Below are 15559 nucleotides of genomic sequence, written 5' to 3'. Positions count from 1 at the left end.
GCTCAGATTCGGCCGCGCAGCCGGGCCAGCTCTCGCCGGTCGCGCTTGGAGGGTTTGCCTTCGCGCGCTGCTTCAAAGTGCGGGGTCGCTTTTCGTTCCGCCGCCAGCTTCTGGCGCAGCTCTTTGCTGGCCTCCGTCTCAAGGTAGAGCGCCTGCGCTACGGTTGCCGGCCCGCGGATGTCGCTGAGGGTGACGACCTTCACCTCAAATTCGGCGCCGTCATTTTTGATGTGCAGCAGTTCGCCGGCGTGGACTTCGCGCGCAGCCTTGGCCGGTTGACCATTGCATGTGATCCTGCCCAGCTCGCAGGCCCGCGCGGCCAGAGCCCGTGTCTTGAAAAAGCGGGCGGCCCAGAGCCACTTATCCATCCTAACGCGATCCATCTTTCTATTTTCTTACAGAAGATGCACTTTACCGCACGCGCGTTCCTCTACCATGCTGATACAGCACGGAGCCAAGTTTCATCAGGCTCAGAAATGATCGCAATGTTGCCCAGGAGGCCAGGTTTGCAGCTTGTCAGGAAGAGTTTTTCAGTTGGGTGGTGTGTGGCATTGGCGGCGAGTCTGCTCTTTGCCGGGTCGTCTGCGCAGGCGCAGGTGCGGCCTGACGATGGCGCGGGCGCTTATGCGACAGGGCACTACCGCAATCTCTTCGCGGAGGCGGGCCACTCGCCGAAACAGGTACGCGCGAAGATCGATGCCGCCTATGCGCAGCTGTTTCATGGTGATCCGCAAACACAGTCGGTGGCGTTTGCTGCAGGGCGCAACGCGAACGGTCCGCTGATGTACCTGACGGACTGGGCTAACCACGACGTGCGCACGGAGGGCATGTCGTACGGCATGATGATCTCGGTGCAGCTGGGCAGGAAAGCCGAGTTCGATGCGTTGTGGAACTGGGCGAAGACCTACATGTATGTGAGCGACCCGAAGCATCCCTCCTATGGATACTTCTCGTGGTCGTGCAAGACGGATGGCAGTCCGAACTCGGAGACACCCGCTCCCGATGGCGAGGAGTACTTTGCCATGGCGCTGCTCTTTGCGGGAAACCGCTGGCCGGGCGGCCACGGCATCTATGACTATCACGCCGAGGCTGAGCGGCTGCTGACGGCGATGCGCCACCGCAAGGTGATGACCGGGCCGACAAAGTTCGGACCGCGAAGCGTGGGGCCGGAGGTGAATGAGGAACATGCGATGATCCTCTTCGTTCCAGGAATCATGCCGCAGCCCTTCACTGATCCTTCGTATCATCTGCCTGCCTTCTATGAGCTGTGGGCGCGCTGGGGGCCGGAGGCAGATCGCGCTTTCTGGATGCGTGCGGCAGCGGTCAGCCGCGCTTTTTTTGTGAAGACGACGAACCCGGAGACGGGCCTCGCGCCGGACTATGCCAATTTCGACGGCACGCCGCACACCACGCGTTTCGCGCAGTCGAGCGACTTCGGCTACGATGCATGGCGGGTAGCGAGCAACTGGTCAGTGGACTGGTCGTGGTGGCACAAGGCCCACTCGGAGCAGCATCTGAGCGATCGCATTCAGCGCTTCTTTGCCGGGCAGGGAATCAACGACTACGGCCCCGTGTATACGCTCGATGGGAAGCCGCTGGGAGCTACGCCGGGGCTGACGCATGAGGATCATCCGGCCGGGCTGGTGGGCACCAATGCGGTGGCCGGCCTCGCGGCGACGGACCGCGCGCGGGCGCGGCTGTTTACCGAGGCGCTATGGAATACGCCCATTCCGTCGGGCCATAATCGCTACTATGACGGCATGCTCTACCTGATGAGCATGATGCATGCGGGCGGGGAGTTTCGCATCTGGGGGCCGGTGCGGCCGCATGGCTCTCCGCTGAGACATGCGGCGCTCGGGTCTGCTCAGTAAGCCGGCACGCCGGTTACGCTCTGGCCGATGATGAGGGTATGGATGTCATGCGTACCCTCATAGGTCTTCACGGATTCGAGGTTCATCATGTGGCGCATGATCGGGTAGTCATCCGTGATGCCGTTGCCGCCGAGGATATCGCGGGCCATGCGCGCGCATTCGAGCGCCATCCACACGTTATTGCGCTTGGCCATGGAGATGTGTTCGTGGCCCACCTTGCCTGAGTCCTTGAGGCGGCCCACCTGCAGGGCGAGCAGCTGCGCCTTGGTGATCTCGGAGATCATCCATGTGAGCTTCTCCTGCACGAGCTGGTGGCTGGCGATAGGCTGCTCGCGGAACTGCTTGCGCAGCAGCGAATACTGCAGCGCCGTGTCGTAGCAGGACATGGCGGCGCCGATGGCTCCCCAGCTGATGCCGTAGCGGGCCTGGTTGAGGCACATCAGCGGCGACTTCAGGCCGCCCGTGAGAGGCAGCAGGTTTTTGGCCGGGATGCGGACGTCCTGCAGCGAGAGGCCGGACGTGACCGAGGCGCGCAGCGACCACTTGCCGTGCACGTCATAGGCGGTGAAGCCGGGGCGGTCTGTTTCCACCAGAAATCCACGCACGAGGCCGTCTTCATCCTCGACCTTCGCCCAGATGACTGCGACATCCGCAAGCGTGCCGGAGGTGATCCACATCTTCTCGCCATTGAGGATGTATTCGTCGCCGGACTTGACGGCGCGGGTGCGCATGCCGCCGGGGTTGGATCCGAAATCGGGCTCGGTGAGGCCAAAGCAGCCCAGTTTCTCGCCGGTGGCGAGCTGGGGCAGCCAGTAGTCCTTCTGCTCATCGGAGCCGAAGGTGTAGATGGGATACATGACCAGCGCCGACTGAACACTGACAAAGCTGCGGAGGCCGGAGTCGCCGCGCTCAAACTCCTGGGTGACGAGGCCATACTCGACATTGGACATGCCGGCGCAGCCGTAGCCTTCAAGGTTGGCGCCGAAGAAGCCGAGCGCGCCCATGGGCTTGATGAGCTCGCGCGGAAAGCGGCCCTCGCGGTTGCACTCTTCGATGATGGGGATCAGATTGTCTTCGATGAACTGACGGGCGGTGTCGCGGGCCATGAGCTCGTCGCTCGAAAGCAGCGCGTCAAAACCGATAAAATCCACGCCTTTGAACTTGAAAGCCATACGGGTATCTTGCTCCTATGCTGTGACCAAACTACTAAGGCTAGCAGACGAACGCAGGGTTGCGTAAGGCGTGGGTGCCGGGTACATGGATTTCGAGGGAGGCACAAAGAGGCTGTGCGAAGCTCCATGTCCTCTCCTTGTCTCAGGGAGGACATGGAGCTTCGAGATGATGCTGGCCGGACTACTGGGGCTTGGCAGTGCCCTGTTCGTTCTGCGGCTTGTTGGGGTCGGCTGCCTTCGGGTCCCCGTTCTGCTTATAGATCGAGTACTGCGCGGAGGGCCGCTTCATCTTGACAACGATGTCCTTGGAGTCGCCGGTGATCTCGTAGTCATCGCCGAAGGTCTGAAAGCCGGAAGCAATGACCTGCAGACGCAGGCTGTCGCCGGTGGGGATCACGTCGATGACGGCCTTGCCATCTTCGTTCGTCTTGAGTTCCAGATTGCCTTCATCCTTATTGTCTTTCATGGGATGGAAGATGACGGCGGCATTCTCGAGGGGCTTGCCGTTCGTGGCTTTGATCACCGTCACGGTGACATGGCTGGTGGGCGGCGGCGGTTTGTACTTGCGGCCGCGGTGCTGCTGATCCTGAGCATGAAGCGTTCCTGCAGCGAGCAGGAGAGATGCGAAAGCTAGAAATGCGCCTGAGCGCCTGAGACGGACTGCCATACTTTGAATTGTATGCATCGCAGGGAAATTGCGGAAGAGGTGTTTTCACGTATAAATCGAAGAGGAGATCTGTACATTGGCGCGGTTTGCTGAACCTATGGCGCGGCTGATCGAGGAGCTGCGCAAACTTCCGGGCATCGGAGCGAAGTCGGCGCAGCGGCTGGCTTTTCACATTCTGCGGGCGAGCGCAGCGGACGCCGAGGCCCTGGCCGGAGCTGTGCGCGAGCTGAAGGCGAAGCTGCGGCTGTGCTCGATCTGCAACAACATCACCGACGTTGACCCCTGCGGCTATTGCTCCAACCCCATGCGCAACCACAGGCTGGTGTGCGTGGTGGAGGAGCCGACCAACATCGCCACCATCGAAAAGACCCGCAGCTATAACGGCGTCTACCACGTGCTGCACGGGACGCTCTCCCCGCTGAACGGCGTAGGGCCGGAGCATCTGCGGACGGCATCGCTGGCCGCCCGGGTGAGCGGCGGGGAAGTGGATGAGGTCATCATTGCAACGTCCCCTACAGTCGAGGGCGAGGCGACGGCGGACTACCTGGCGGGCATGCTGCGCGGCACTGCGGCGCGGATCATGCGGATCGCGACCGGGGTGCCGGCTGGAAGCGATATCGAATATGCCGATGAGGTCACGATGACGCGGGCTCTCGAAGGCCGCCGGCAGATGGGGTAGCGGGCGCTGGATGAGGGCTTTCGTTGCCGCCCGGCGGACGGCAACGAAGAGTCACAGTTGAGCTCAGCCGCGGAGACGCGCCAGAAGATCCTGCGGGTGGACCGGCTTGGCGAGAATTTCAAACTCGTGCCCCTGGTTGCGGGCGCGGTCGAGCAGATCGGCGGTCGCTGCCTGTCCTGAGAAAAGCAGAATCTTACAGTTAGGCAGCATGGCGCGGATCGTGATGGCTGCGTCGATGCCATTGAGATCGGTCATGATGACATCGCTGATGACCATATCGGGGTTGAGAGACTTCGCGACTTCTACAGCCTTTTCTCCGCTGTAAACGGCAGTCGCCTCAAAACCACTCTGATTGAGGATGATGGCCAGGGTGTCCGCAATTACGCGTTCATCGTCTGCCACCAGTACTTTGGGCTTTTTCTGGTTCTCGGACATTCGCTCCTGCTCGTAATAATCTTATTGGTTCCGGGGAAGAGTATTTAGGAAACGGTAAATTGTATCCTCGCCATGAATCTCACACTTGGATGATACGCTTTTCGTACGAGGATGCTTCATCCTCTCGAATCCTGGCAATATGAGGGACCCGCCGTAGACCTGCAGTCCATTTGTGCGGGCTGGACGGCGAATCCCTGTCTTGGAAGTGAAACGCTATGGAGCCTGGCCAATGGCAGAGCCGATTATTCGCGCACAGCAGGTCGAAAAGTACTACGCGCAGCCAAGCGAGAACCGCATTCAGGTCATCTCGCCGACCGACCTGTCCATCCAGACGGGCGAGATAGTCGCGTTGCTGGGGCCCTCGGGCTCCGGCAAATCGACGCTGTTGCGAATGCTGGCCGGGCTCTCCCGGCCCTCCGGCGGAGAGGTCTACTGGCACGGCGCGCCCATTGAAACGGCAAAGATCAATGTCTCCATAGTTTTTCAGAGCTTTGCTCTTTTTCCCTGGCTGACGGTCATGGAGAACGTCGAGGCTCCGCTGAAGGCGCGCGGAATGGCCGCAACGGAGCGGCGCGAGCGCAGCGAAAAAATTCTCGACACGGTGGGTCTTGACGGCTTTGAAGCCGCCTTCCCCAAGGAGCTCTCAGGCGGCATGCGGCAGCGGGTCGGCTTTGCGCGCGCGCTGGTGGTTGAGCCGGAGGTCCTGTTCATGGACGAGCCCTTTTCCGCACTCGATGTGCTCACGGCAGAGAACCTGCGCAGCGAGCTGCTGGAGCTGTGGCAGAAGAAGACGATTCCCACGCAGGCCATCTTCCTGGTCACGCACAATATCGAAGAGGCTGTGCTGCTCGCCGACCGCATCATCGTCCTGGGGCGCAATCCGGGCCATGTGCGGACGGATTTCCGGGTGGCGACGCTGGCTCATCCGCGCGACCGCAAGGCGCCGGCCTTCACCCAGATTGTCGACTATATCTATAAGGTGCTGACGCGGCCGGATGTCATGCCCGACATGCCGAAGCTCAAAGCCGGGCGCCCGGTCAGGGATCAACGCCAGATGCGCTATGAGATGCTGCCCCATGCCCGACCCGGGGGCATCGCGGGCCTGCTGGAGCTGGCCATCGACTTCGGGGGCCGCACTGATATTTACCGGCTGGCCGACGAACTCGCCTTTGAGATCGACGATCTGCTCCCTATCGTCGATGCGGCGCAGTTGCTCGGCTTCCTGCGAGTGGAGGAGGGTGACGTGGTGATCACGCCGACCGGCCGCGAGTTTGCCGAGTCGGAGATCCTGCGGCAGAAGGAGCTCTTCCGCGAGGCGGCGCTCGAGCACGTGCTGCTGCTGCGGCAGATCAGCCGTGCGCTTCGCAGTAAGTCCGACAGGACCGTGCCGGAGGAGTTTTTCCTCGACATGCTCGACGAGCAGTTCAGCGATGAAGAGACCCAGCGGCAGCTGGAGACGGCGATTAACTGGGGCCGTTATGCGGAGCTCTTCGACTACGACGCTTCGCGGCGGCGCTTTACGCTGCCCGAAGAAGAAGAGACTGCGAAGTCGGTAGTGGAAGAAGGCGGAGCGGAGTGAGCGGCCTCTTCAAGGCGCGCTACACGCTCTCGCGTTCGCAGGTGCTCGAACGGACCTGGCCCTTTGTGCTGGACCTGGGCGTGGCTGCGGGGCTGCTTGCCTGCTTCTACGCGGTGCTGCTGATCGCCCGCTACTGGATGAGCGGCGCGGTGCCCGAAGTGGTCATCTCGCTGCGCCCCGGCATTCTCCCGGTGTATGCGTTTTACTCCGTCGTGCGCATCGGCGTGGCCTATCTGCTGAGCCTGCTCTTCGCGGTGGGCTATGGCTATGTCGCGGCCTACAACCCGCGCGTCGAGGCGCTGATGATCGCAACGCTCGACATTCTGCAGTCGATTCCGGTGCTCAGCTTTCTGCCCGCGCTGATGCTGGCGATGATGGCGCTGGTGCCCTCCCGACAGCTGGGTATTGAGATGGGTGCGATCCTGCTCATCTTCACCGGCCAGGTCTGGAACATGGCGTTCAGCTTTTATGCCTCGCTCAAGTCGATTCCGCGCGAGCTCAGGGAGGCATGCACCATCAATCGCTTCTCCGCCTGGCAGCGGTTGTGGCAGCTGGAGCTGCCATTCTCGGCCATAGGCCTCATCTGGAACTCCATGGTCTCGGTCGCGGGCGGATGGTTTTTTCTGATGATCTGCGAGATGTTTCCCGTGGGCGACAAGAATTTCCGCCTGCCGGGGCTGGGGTCCTATCTGCAGACGGCCGCCAATGAAGGCAATACCCGCGCGATGGTCTATGGCCTCGTTACGGTGGGCGTGATCATCGTACTCACGGACCAGCTGATCTGGCGGCCGATGATTGCCTGGTCAGACAAGTTCAAGTTTGAAAATGTCGAGTCAGGCGATCGTGTCACTTCGCCGATTCTCTTCGCGCTGCGCCGCTCAAACGTGCTGGCCACCCTGAGCCGCCGGACGCTGATTCCGCTTAGCGAAAAGATCTACCATGACCTCGCCTATCGCCGGGAACACCAGCAGAAAACCCCGGTCAAGGCAGCCGACGAGCGCCGCAATACTCTGTTGACTGCGGTGGTCGGTCTGGCCCTGGTCATGATGGTCATTGCAGCAGCGTTTCACGCGCTGCTCCTGCTTAAAAATATTCACGCGGCTGAGATCGTCCTGCTGCTCAAGGGCGCGGCCGCCACGTTTCTGCGCGTCAACGTATCGCTGCTGATCGCCATGGCCTGGACCGTTCCCGTAGGCGTGGCGATCGGATTCAATCCGCGGCTGTCGAAAATCGCGCAGCCCATAGCGCAGATCGCCGCTTCGTTCCCGGCGACCGCGCTTTTTCCCGTAGTGCTGCTGGGGCTGATGAAGCTGGGAGCCGGGCTGGGGATCGGATCGATTGCGCTGATGCTGCTGGGCACGCAGTGGTATGTGCTGTTCAATGTAATCGCCGGAGCGCTGGCGGTGCCCTCTGACCTGCGTGAGGTCGCCGACGTCTTCCACTTCAACCGTTGGCAGCGGTGGAAGACGGTGATCCTGCCCGGAATCTTCCCCTATCTCATCACCGGGCTGGTGACAGCCTCCGGCGGAGCCTGGAATGCCTCGATCGCTGCCGAGTACTTTTCCCTGAAGGGGCAGACGCTGATGACGCTCGGACTGGGTGCGCAGATCAGCCAGGCGACTTATCAGGGCAGGTTCTCCGTGCTGCTGCTGGCGACGATCATCATGGCGCTGATGGTGGTGACGATCAACCGGCTCGTGTGGCGGCGGCTGTATAAGCTGGCGGAAACGAAGTACCGGCTCGACGCGTAGATCGAAGCCGCCTCTGGAAGGCGGCTGAAAAGGAAATGCGGCAGGTGCAGCTCTCAAAACATCGAGAGCTGCGCCTGCCGCATTTTTGTTGCTTACTGCACCGCTACGCTGATGGAGCTAGAAGTGGAAGAAGCGTAGTTGGTGTCGCCGTTGTAGGCTGCAGTGATGCCGCGCGAGTTGGGAGTCACGTTGCCGGTGCCACTGGAGCTGCCGCAGGCGGTTACGAAGGAAGCGGCGCCGATCAGAAGCAGAACGGCGAGCATGCCGCGCCACTTGCGATTGCGTGCCGGGATGAAGAAGAAGAGCGAGAGGGACAACAGCACCGCTCCTGCACCCTTCATGCTGCCCGGCAGCGCCGGATAATCAAGTGCGCCGGTCGTCGGGGAGGTCAGCTGGCTTCCGGTGACGGTGAGGGTTGCCGTCGCATTGACCAGGCCGGTGCTCGGGTCTGCGCCGCCAACCACGGCGACTGCTTTCCCGATTGCGGTGGTGCCGGAGTAGAAGGTGATCGTTCCCGACGGCGCATTGCCGAGACTGTCGGTGCCGACCGTCGCTGTCAGGGTGACGGTGCCCGCAGAGGTTACGCTGCTGGCGCTCGATTTGACTGAGGTCTGGGTGGACGCCTGCACGATGGTGAAGGTGCTGGCGCTGCTGGTTCCAGCCTGGCTGGCGTTGAAGCTGGGGTCACCGCTGTAGGTGGCGCTGATGGCGTGCTTGCCCAGAGCGAAGGCCTGGTTGTTATAGCTGGCAAAGCCTGAGGCATTGACCGCAGCCGTGCTGATCGAGTTGGCGTTATCGAAGAAGTTGACGGTTCCGGTCGGCAGGCCGTCCGGCGTCACCACTCCGTTGACCACACTCGAAGCAACTCCATAGGGCTGACCATTGGAGAAGACATAGTAGCCGTAGGGAACCTGCGACGAGCCGCCGCTGAAAGTCTTGCCCGTGCTGGGGTCGTAGATGTTGACCTGCAGCGAGAGAATGCTGTTCTCCGGAGAGATGTTGACCGCGATCTGGTTGGAGCTGCTGGCCGCATTGCTGGCGTCTCCGCCATAGTAGGCATAAACGCTGTAGCTGCCGCCCGGCAGGCCGTTGTAGGTGCCGCTTACGCTTCCGCCGGTGAGGGTCAGGACCGGCGGCTGCACGGCCTGGTTTGGCAGCGTGCTGGTGGTCTGGATGGTTACGTTGCCCGTAGCCGTGCCCGGAGCGACGGCCGCGTTGAAGTTGACCGACTGGCCGTGCGTGATGGTCAACGGTGCTGTCGAGCCGTTGATGCTGAAGTTGGTGCTGGTTGGCGCGAAGGCGACACTGTTCCATTTCGCGGTGAGCTGGGCGACATCGACGCTGCCGATGCCGGACGCGGTGTCATAACCGGCCGTCGTGTCGTAGCCGGTGAGGAAGCTGTTGCTTCCGCAGTTGGCCTGGATGCCGCCGGAGCAGTAGACGGAGTTGTTACCCGTGGTGACGTCGTGAAAGACGCTCGGATTGGATTTGGCCAACGCGTAAAGCACCGTGTCAGCCTGCCCGAGGCGCTTGCCGCCCTGCGACTGCGAGATCAGCGCCAGCATGCCGGCAAAGACCGGTGCTGCTGCAGAGGTGCCGCCAACTCCGCTGAAGGTGGTGTTACTATCCAGCTGTCCATTGGTCGTCAGGCAGTCCGTGCCTTGCCCGCCCGCGCTTTTATCCAGGCAGACGGCCCAGGTAGCGCCGTAGGCCCCGTCGCTCGCCAGCAGGGAAACGTCAGGCAGATCGCGAACACCGTCACTTGGCGTCACCGAGCTCTGGAAAGCCGGCTTCGGGTAGGGAAGCGGCGTGCCGTTGCAGCTGCCGGTGGTGGGGTCGATAAAGTTGCAGACTGCCGAACTGCTCAGGCCGCCGCCTGCGCCCACGATATTGGTATGGCCATTACTGTCCTTGAAGGGAGTGTTGGCTGAAATGGTGGTATTGCCGGCGGTCGAGTCGTTCCACGGCGTTTCAGGGATGTAGGAGAGCGCCGTGCCGTAGTAGGGCGCCGATCCGCTGGTCGTCGTGTCGACATATTGGCTGAAGGCCGTGCTGCTCGACTGGAGCACGGTGAAATCTGTTCCGCCCACGGCGATGTTATACGGAGTAGACGCTAAACCGCTGACCGCCAGACCCTGGGTGGCAACTGTTGCGGTGTTGGGGTTATCGCAGCCTGCCGACCCGCTGTCGCCGGTCGAGACCGTAACCGAGATGCCCTGGGCGGCAGCCTGCTGCCAGAGCTGGTTGATGAACTGGTTGCCGGATGCGCCTTCGTTCACTTCGCAGTTGCCGAAACTCACATTCAGGATGCTGACCTGGTTGTCGTCCACCGCTCGCAAAATGGCGAGAAACAAACCTTGCTGCAGATCGGTGTCGGCCGAGGTGTAGAAGTTGATGGTCGCGCCCGGCGCGATGCCGCCAGAGACTTCAGTGTCGAGCAGGCCCTCGATTTCGTCGCCGTTGATGCCCGGGTCGTTGCCATCGACGATTACATTGGGCAGCTTGGGCGTGGAGCCTTCGCCGAGGAAGGCGGTCCGGTAGTTGCCGACGTCGGCGGTGGTGATGTTTGAGTCGCCGGCGATGCCGATCGTGACCCCCGTGCCGTCGTAGGACTTGCCGCCGACCACGGAGCTGATCGCGGAGTAATTCCTGTTCAATGTCGAGTTCGGCGTGTCATAGATGGTCGCGGCGTCTGCGGGTACGACATAGAGGTAATTGTTGCCCTGCGTATCCGTTAAGGTCAGATCCGGCTTGATGCGCTTGGCGGAGCTATCCCAGTGGGCAGCCCCCGACTGGCGCGCGTGCGAGGTCGGGAAGAAGTCGTTGAGCTGGGCGACTCCGGCAACCACCGGCGCAAGCGCGACTGGAATCTGTGGATTGGTCGAGTTGGCGGTATGTAACTCTCCATTCACGTTGTAGCGGTGCATGGAGGTGTGGAAGGCGTTGTTGACCTGACCCAGCGAGCCGGAAAACTGGATATAGGTGCGAGCGGGAGAGACCTTCTTGATCTCAAATCCCTGCGACTGCAGCCAGGAGCTGACGGTCTGGATATCCTGCGCGGTGGGGCCGAAGAGCTGGCCAAACTGCTCGGGCGTGAGCCACTTGCGATAGCTGGGCGAGCCCGGGTTCTGCACGGAGTCGAGGTACTGCTTCAACGCGTTCTGCTGCTGCTGCGAGCCCTTGAGGACGAGGATGAGCCTGCCGGTGGACATGGAAACCGGAGCCATGCCGCGGTCAAAGCGCGCCTGGGCGAGCGGGTGCACGTTGCCCCGCAGGGTTACGACCTTGTTGTTGTCAATGGGCCGCGTGATACGCGTGGCGGCAAGGGACTGGGGCAGACCCTGAACAGCGCTTTCCCCTGAGCTTTGGGGAAAGGCTGCAGCTGGAATCAGGCAGAGAGTGGCTGCTGCAAGGGCGCTACGAAGCAGACTGCGAGGTGACATAGGGAGCTTGGCCTTCCTGACGAAGAGTGTACCGCGCGATGATAGCTGCGGCGGGGTTTCGCATTCTGGCGATGCGTGAGGTCAAGGCAGATGCATCCGGATTGCAATAGAGCGTGCTCGCGGGATTGGGAAGCGGATGCATGGCGGTTTCATCCTGAGCAGCACTTCTGCCGCTTAGACGGTTATTATCCACGGAAAGTTAAACCGTGCCCAGCGGAATAAGTTGTGCAGAATTTGATGAGATCATTGCAGGCCACGACGCTTCGGGGCTCGGCGCGGTCAGTTGTTCCGGTCGACGGTGAGCCAGTGGTCCCGGCTGTAGTAGTGAAGCTTGGCCGTGTGTTCGATGAAGGAGTCGCTGATGCCGTCGTGATCGGCGGCAAGGCCGCGAGGCAAATACGCCGTGGCGACGGGGTCAAGTCCCCAGGCAAAGCCGCGCATGCGGTCGCCCTCGATCGCCAGCCAGTCGGTATTCTTTGACTTCACGAGGGTTGCCGGCTGTGACGGGTTCGAGGCAAAGAAGACCAGCAGGCTGGTCGTCTGTCCCGTGGTGCACAGCAGCGCCACGTCGCTTGAGCCGGGCTTTTCAAAGGAGCCATGGATGACATTCTCCGGCTGGTGAGCTTCATAGGTCTGGGGAATGAGGCAGCCGCGCGAGCTGAGCACGCGCAGGAAAGGCGCCGGTATATCGGGAAACGAAGCCAGGGGCAGCAGGCGGATCGAATAGGCGAGGGGGGTGTTATCCGGGCCGGCCATCTGGCCGGTCTGCTCCTGTTCCGCCAGCTGAGCGCGGGCCGTGAGCGCAAAGAGGCCAAGCAGGAGGCAAGCCGCTGATTTGACACGGCGCGAGGCCGCGGTTAGCGTCAGTCTTAATCGTTGCCCTTGTGCGAGGTACATATTTGAAACTCCCGGCAAAAGTATCGTCTGTTTTAGGTCTTGCTGTCCTGTTGGCATCGTTTGGCGTAGCGCGCGGGCAGGATCTCGCCAGCTTTGAGAAGCGCACCACCGTCAAAGTGCTGCCTAACGGATTGACGGTGATCGTCTGCGAGCGGCCTGAGGCGCCGGTCTTCTCCTACTTCACGATTGTGGACGCGGGCGATGCCAATGATCCGGACGGCCAGTCCGGGCTGGCGCATATGTTCGAGCACCTCGCCTTCAAAGGGACGAAGGATATTGGCACGACGAACTATCCCGAGGAGAAGGTCGCTCTCCAGAAGGTCGAAGCAGCCTACGCGGCCTATGATGCTGAGTTTCGCAAGCGCGTAGGGCAGGACCCGGCCAGGCTGAAGCAGTTGCACGCGGATTTCGTCGCAGCGCAGGCCGCGGCGCAGAAATATGTCATCCCCAATGAGTTCACCGAGATCGCGGAAGACAATGGCGCGACCGGGCTGAACGCGGAGACGAGCCTCGATGCCACGCAATACTACTGGAGCATGCCGTCGAACCGGCTCGAGCTGTGGGCCTACCTTGAGAGCGACCGCATTGCCAATCCCATCCCACGCGAGTTTTACAAGGAACGCAGCGTCGTCATGGAAGAGCGCCGCATGCGGGTCGACTCTAACCCCATCGGCAAGATGGTAGAGCAATTTCTTGCAGCAGCCTATGTCGCGCATCCTTATCACCGCCCCGGAGTGGGATGGGAGAGCGAGCTGAGCCAGATCACGGCGACCGAGGCGGACACCTTTCACAAGACCTACTATGTACCCTCGAACATCGTGGTCGCAGTGGTCGGCGATGTGAAGGCGGCGGAAGTGATGCCGATGCTTGAGAAGTACTTCGGCCGCATCCCTGCCGGCCCCAAGCCCGAGGAGATGACTACGGTCGAGCCACCGCAGACGGCGGAGAAGTCCGTCATCCTCAGAGAGCCGACCCAGCCGCTCTATCTTGAGGGCTACCACCGGCCCGATTATCGCGACCCGGACGATGCGGTCTATGACGCCATTCAGGATATCTTCTCGAATGGTCGCACCTCGCGGCTTTATCGCAGCCTGGTTCGCGACCAGCAGATCGCGGCCGAGGCGGAGGGATTCAGCGGCTTTCCCGGAAATAAATATCCGGGGCTGTTTGCATTCTTCGCGGTGCCCAACCAGGGACACACGCCGGCGGAGATGCGTGCAGCGATCCATAAAGAGATTGACAAGCTCAAGACCACCGACGTCAGCGATGAAGAACTGGCCATGTTCAAGACCCGCGCCCGTGCGGACCTGCTGCGCGGCCTGGGAGACAACCAGGGGCTCGCCACGCAGCTCGCGCTTTATCAGTTGCGATACGGCAATTGGCAGGAGCTGTTCAACCAGTTGAAGAGGATCGACGCGGTGACTAAAGCCGATATTCGCAGGGTGGCGAACAAGACATTTGTGGCGAGCAATCGTACCTACGCCGAGGTGAACTTTGAGGCGCCGCAGCAGGCAGCGACGCAGCAGCCGGGAGGCGCCAAGTGAAGTTGACCTCTCTCGCGCTCTCTGCCCTCATGATTTCGAGCCTCGCCGCCTTCGCGCAGGAGACCCATCCCGTCGTTCCGCCTGAGGCGCAGAACGTGACCGGCGCGCAGCCCTGGCGGGACATCGTGATTCCGCGCCTGCATGAGTTTCACCCCCAGCAGCCGAAGCGGATCGTGCTGAAGAACGGCATGGTGATTCTGCTGCAGCCTGATCACGAGCTGCCCTTCATTAACGGCTTCATCGAGATCAGGGGCGGCTCGCGCGATGTGCCCGCAGCGAAGACCGGCCTGATTGACCTCTACGGCTCGGCATGGCGCACCAGCGGAACGGCGAAGCAGAGCGGCGACCAACTCGACGACCTCCTCGAAGCCAAGGCTGCCAAGGTCGAGACCGATGGCGACATCAACTCCACTTCCGTCTCATGGTCGTGCCTCAAGCAGGATGAGAACATGGTCTTCGCCATCGCCGTTGACCTGCTCGAGCATCCCGCCTTTAGCGAAAAGAAGCTGATGCTGGCCAAGCAGCAGGAGATCGCGGGCATTGTCCGTCGCAATGACGATGCGTCAGGCATTGCGGGGCGTGAGGCGGCGAAGCTTGTCTACGGCCCTGACAGCCCCTACACCCGCCAGCCGGAGATTGCGACCGTCATGCCGATCACCGTCGCCGACCTCAAGCAGTGGCACGACAAGACGGTGACGGCGAACAACATCATCGTCGGCGTGGGCGGCGATTTCGATCCCGCAGTCATGGAGCAGCAGCTCCGCGCCGCATTTGAAGGGCTGCCACGCGGTGCTGCGTGGCCTCGGCCGACAGGGGATTTCACCGGCCCGAAGCCCGGTGTCTACGCGATCGACAAACCCGACGTGAACCAGAGCAATGTATGGATCGTCGGCCTCGGCACCCAGCGCAACAATCCGGACTACTACGCGCTCTCGGTGATGAACGAGATATTCTCGGGCGGCTTCGGTTCACGGCTCTTTCAGGATGTGCGCACGCGGCTTGGACTGGCCTATTCGGTGAGCGGGGCGTATGGCGCAAGCTACGACCATCCGGGTATGTTCTATACCTTCGCTTCGACAAAGAGCGAGAGCACCGCGCAGGCTACGCAGGAGATGTTCAAGGACATCGGCGAACTCAAAACAAAGCCCTTCACCGAAGACGAGCTGAAGATGGCCAAGGACCAGTTGCTGAACTCCTTCATCTTCCACTACGACTCCAAGGACAAAGTGCTCAATGCAGCTGCGACGCTCGAGTTCTACGGCTACCCGGCTGACTTTCTCGAAAAGTATCGCGCAGGCATCGAGAAGGTGACCGTCGCCGATCTCGATCGCGTGGCGAAGAAGTACATCGATCCCTCAAAGCTTGCGGTGCTCGTGGTAGGCAATGAAGCCCACTTCGGAACGCCGCTGACCACGCTGAACATGGGGCCGGTGAAGCAGATCGACATCACCATTCCGATGCCCGCCGCGATGCGGCAGCAGATGATGGGCGGCCCCGGACAGCAGTAGCGGGCAGTAGTCC

12 protein-coding genes are annotated in these 15559 nt (G+C 61.6%); 6 read left to right on the top strand and 6 right to left on the bottom strand.

Going from position 1 to position 15559, the window contains the following annotated elements; genetic code table 11:
* Positions 1 to 2 precede the first annotated feature (2 nt).
* Entirely contained in the window at positions 3 to 383 is a 381-nt protein-coding gene (locus C7378_RS07995) for an RNA-binding S4 domain-containing protein (RefSeq protein ID WP_131994416.1), read from the bottom strand.
* Between the two features lie 168 nt (positions 384 to 551).
* On the opposite strand from C7378_RS07995, the gene C7378_RS07990 reads away from it, so the two are divergent.
* On the top strand, positions 552 to 1871 hold the full coding sequence (locus C7378_RS07990) for a family 8 glycosyl hydrolase (protein WP_207901376.1): 1320 nt from the start codon (positions 552 to 554) through the stop codon (positions 1869 to 1871).
* Here C7378_RS07990 and C7378_RS07985 read toward each other — a convergent pair.
* Together C7378_RS07985 and C7378_RS07980 are read right to left on the bottom strand one after the other, a co-directional pair.
* Entirely contained in the window at positions 1865 to 3043 is a 1179-nt protein-coding gene (locus tag C7378_RS07985) for an acyl-CoA dehydrogenase family protein (RefSeq protein ID WP_131994413.1), read from the bottom strand. The two genes, C7378_RS07990 and C7378_RS07985, sit on opposite strands and share 7 nt — an antisense overlap.
* Before the next feature lie 181 nt (positions 3044 to 3224).
* Complete coding sequence (locus tag C7378_RS07980; RefSeq protein ID WP_131994410.1) at positions 3225 to 3710, bottom strand: hypothetical protein; 486 nt, start codon at positions 3708 to 3710, stop codon at positions 3225 to 3227.
* 76 nt (positions 3711 to 3786) lie between these two features.
* On the opposite strand from C7378_RS07980, the gene recR reads away from it, so the two are divergent.
* A complete protein-coding gene (gene recR, locus C7378_RS07975) occupies positions 3787 to 4389 on the top strand; it encodes a recombination mediator RecR (protein ID WP_165876711.1) in 603 nt (200 codons plus the stop codon).
* Between the two features lie 63 nt (positions 4390 to 4452).
* Here recR and C7378_RS07970 read toward each other — a convergent pair whose 3' ends face one another.
* Positions 4453 to 4824: a response regulator gene (locus C7378_RS07970; protein ID WP_131994407.1), complete on the bottom strand. Its 372-nt coding sequence runs from the start codon at positions 4822 to 4824 to the stop codon at positions 4453 to 4455.
* 229 nt (positions 4825 to 5053) lie between these two features.
* On the opposite strand from C7378_RS07970, the gene C7378_RS07965 reads away from it, so the two are divergent.
* Together C7378_RS07965 and C7378_RS07960 are read left to right on the top strand one after the other, a co-directional pair.
* Positions 5054 to 6403, top strand: a complete 1350-nt coding sequence (locus tag C7378_RS07965) for an ABC transporter ATP-binding protein (RefSeq protein WP_131994404.1) — start codon at positions 5054 to 5056, stop codon at positions 6401 to 6403.
* Positions 6400 to 8154 carry an ABC transporter permease gene (locus C7378_RS07960; RefSeq protein WP_131994401.1) on the top strand — a complete coding sequence of 585 codons (1755 nt, stop codon included), beginning with the start codon at positions 6400 to 6402 and terminating at the stop codon, positions 8152 to 8154. Before C7378_RS07965 ends, C7378_RS07960 begins: the two co-directional genes overlap by 4 nt.
* A 92-nt stretch (positions 8155 to 8246) precedes the next feature.
* Here C7378_RS07960 and C7378_RS07955 read toward each other — a convergent pair whose 3' ends face one another.
* Both C7378_RS07955 and C7378_RS07950 read right to left on the bottom strand, forming a co-directional pair.
* Positions 8247 to 11597, bottom strand: coding sequence for a protease pro-enzyme activation domain-containing protein (locus C7378_RS07955; protein WP_131994398.1), 3351 nt, complete (start codon positions 11595 to 11597; stop codon positions 8247 to 8249).
* A 279-nt stretch (positions 11598 to 11876) separates the two neighbouring features.
* Positions 11877 to 12494, bottom strand: a complete 618-nt coding sequence (locus tag C7378_RS07950; RefSeq protein WP_131994395.1) for a hypothetical protein — start codon at positions 12492 to 12494, stop codon at positions 11877 to 11879.
* 2 nt (positions 12495 to 12496) lie between these two features.
* On the opposite strand from C7378_RS07950, the gene C7378_RS07945 reads away from it, so the two are divergent.
* Both C7378_RS07945 and C7378_RS07940 read left to right on the top strand, forming a co-directional pair.
* Positions 12497 to 14038 carry a M16 family metallopeptidase gene (locus C7378_RS07945; protein ID WP_131994392.1) on the top strand — a complete coding sequence of 514 codons (1542 nt, stop codon included), beginning with the start codon at positions 12497 to 12499 and terminating at the stop codon, positions 14036 to 14038.
* The gene (locus tag C7378_RS07940) at positions 14035 to 15546 is read left to right on the top strand and encodes a M16 family metallopeptidase (protein ID WP_243648134.1); all 1512 of its coding nucleotides are present in this window, start codon (positions 14035 to 14037) and stop codon (positions 15544 to 15546) included. The genes C7378_RS07945 and C7378_RS07940 overlap by 4 nt, the downstream gene beginning before the upstream one ends.
* Positions 15547 to 15559 lie beyond the last annotated feature (13 nt).

Source organism: Acidipila rosea (genome assembly GCF_004339725.1).
Taxonomy (GTDB): domain Bacteria; phylum Acidobacteriota; class Terriglobia; order Terriglobales; family Acidobacteriaceae; genus Acidipila; species Acidipila rosea.
The sequence above is the reverse complement of the archived record's forward strand: the minus strand, read 5'-3'. Positions and strand labels throughout refer to the sequence as shown.

Excerpts from the sequence above, each read along its gene's own strand:
- C7378_RS07980 (WP_131994410.1), bottom strand. The coding sequence starts at position 3,710 with ATGGCAGTCCGTCTCAGGCGCTCAGGCGCATTTCTAGCTTTCGCATCT.
- C7378_RS07970 (WP_131994407.1), bottom strand. The coding sequence starts at position 4,824 with ATGTCCGAGAACCAGAAAAAGCCCAAAGTACTGGTGGCAGACGATGAA.
- C7378_RS07955 (WP_131994398.1), bottom strand. The coding sequence starts at position 11,597 with ATGTCACCTCGCAGTCTGCTTCGTAGCGCCCTTGCAGCAGCCACTCTC.
- C7378_RS07995 (WP_131994416.1), bottom strand. The coding sequence starts at position 383 with ATGGATCGCGTTAGGATGGATAAGTGGCTCTGGGCCGCCCGCTTTTTC.
- C7378_RS07950 (WP_131994395.1), bottom strand. The coding sequence starts at position 12,494 with ATGTACCTCGCACAAGGGCAACGATTAAGACTGACGCTAACCGCGGCC.
- C7378_RS07985 (WP_131994413.1), bottom strand. The coding sequence starts at position 3,043 with ATGGCTTTCAAGTTCAAAGGCGTGGATTTTATCGGTTTTGACGCGCTG.
- C7378_RS07965 (WP_131994404.1), top strand. The coding sequence starts at position 5,054 with ATGGCAGAGCCGATTATTCGCGCACAGCAGGTCGAAAAGTACTACGCG.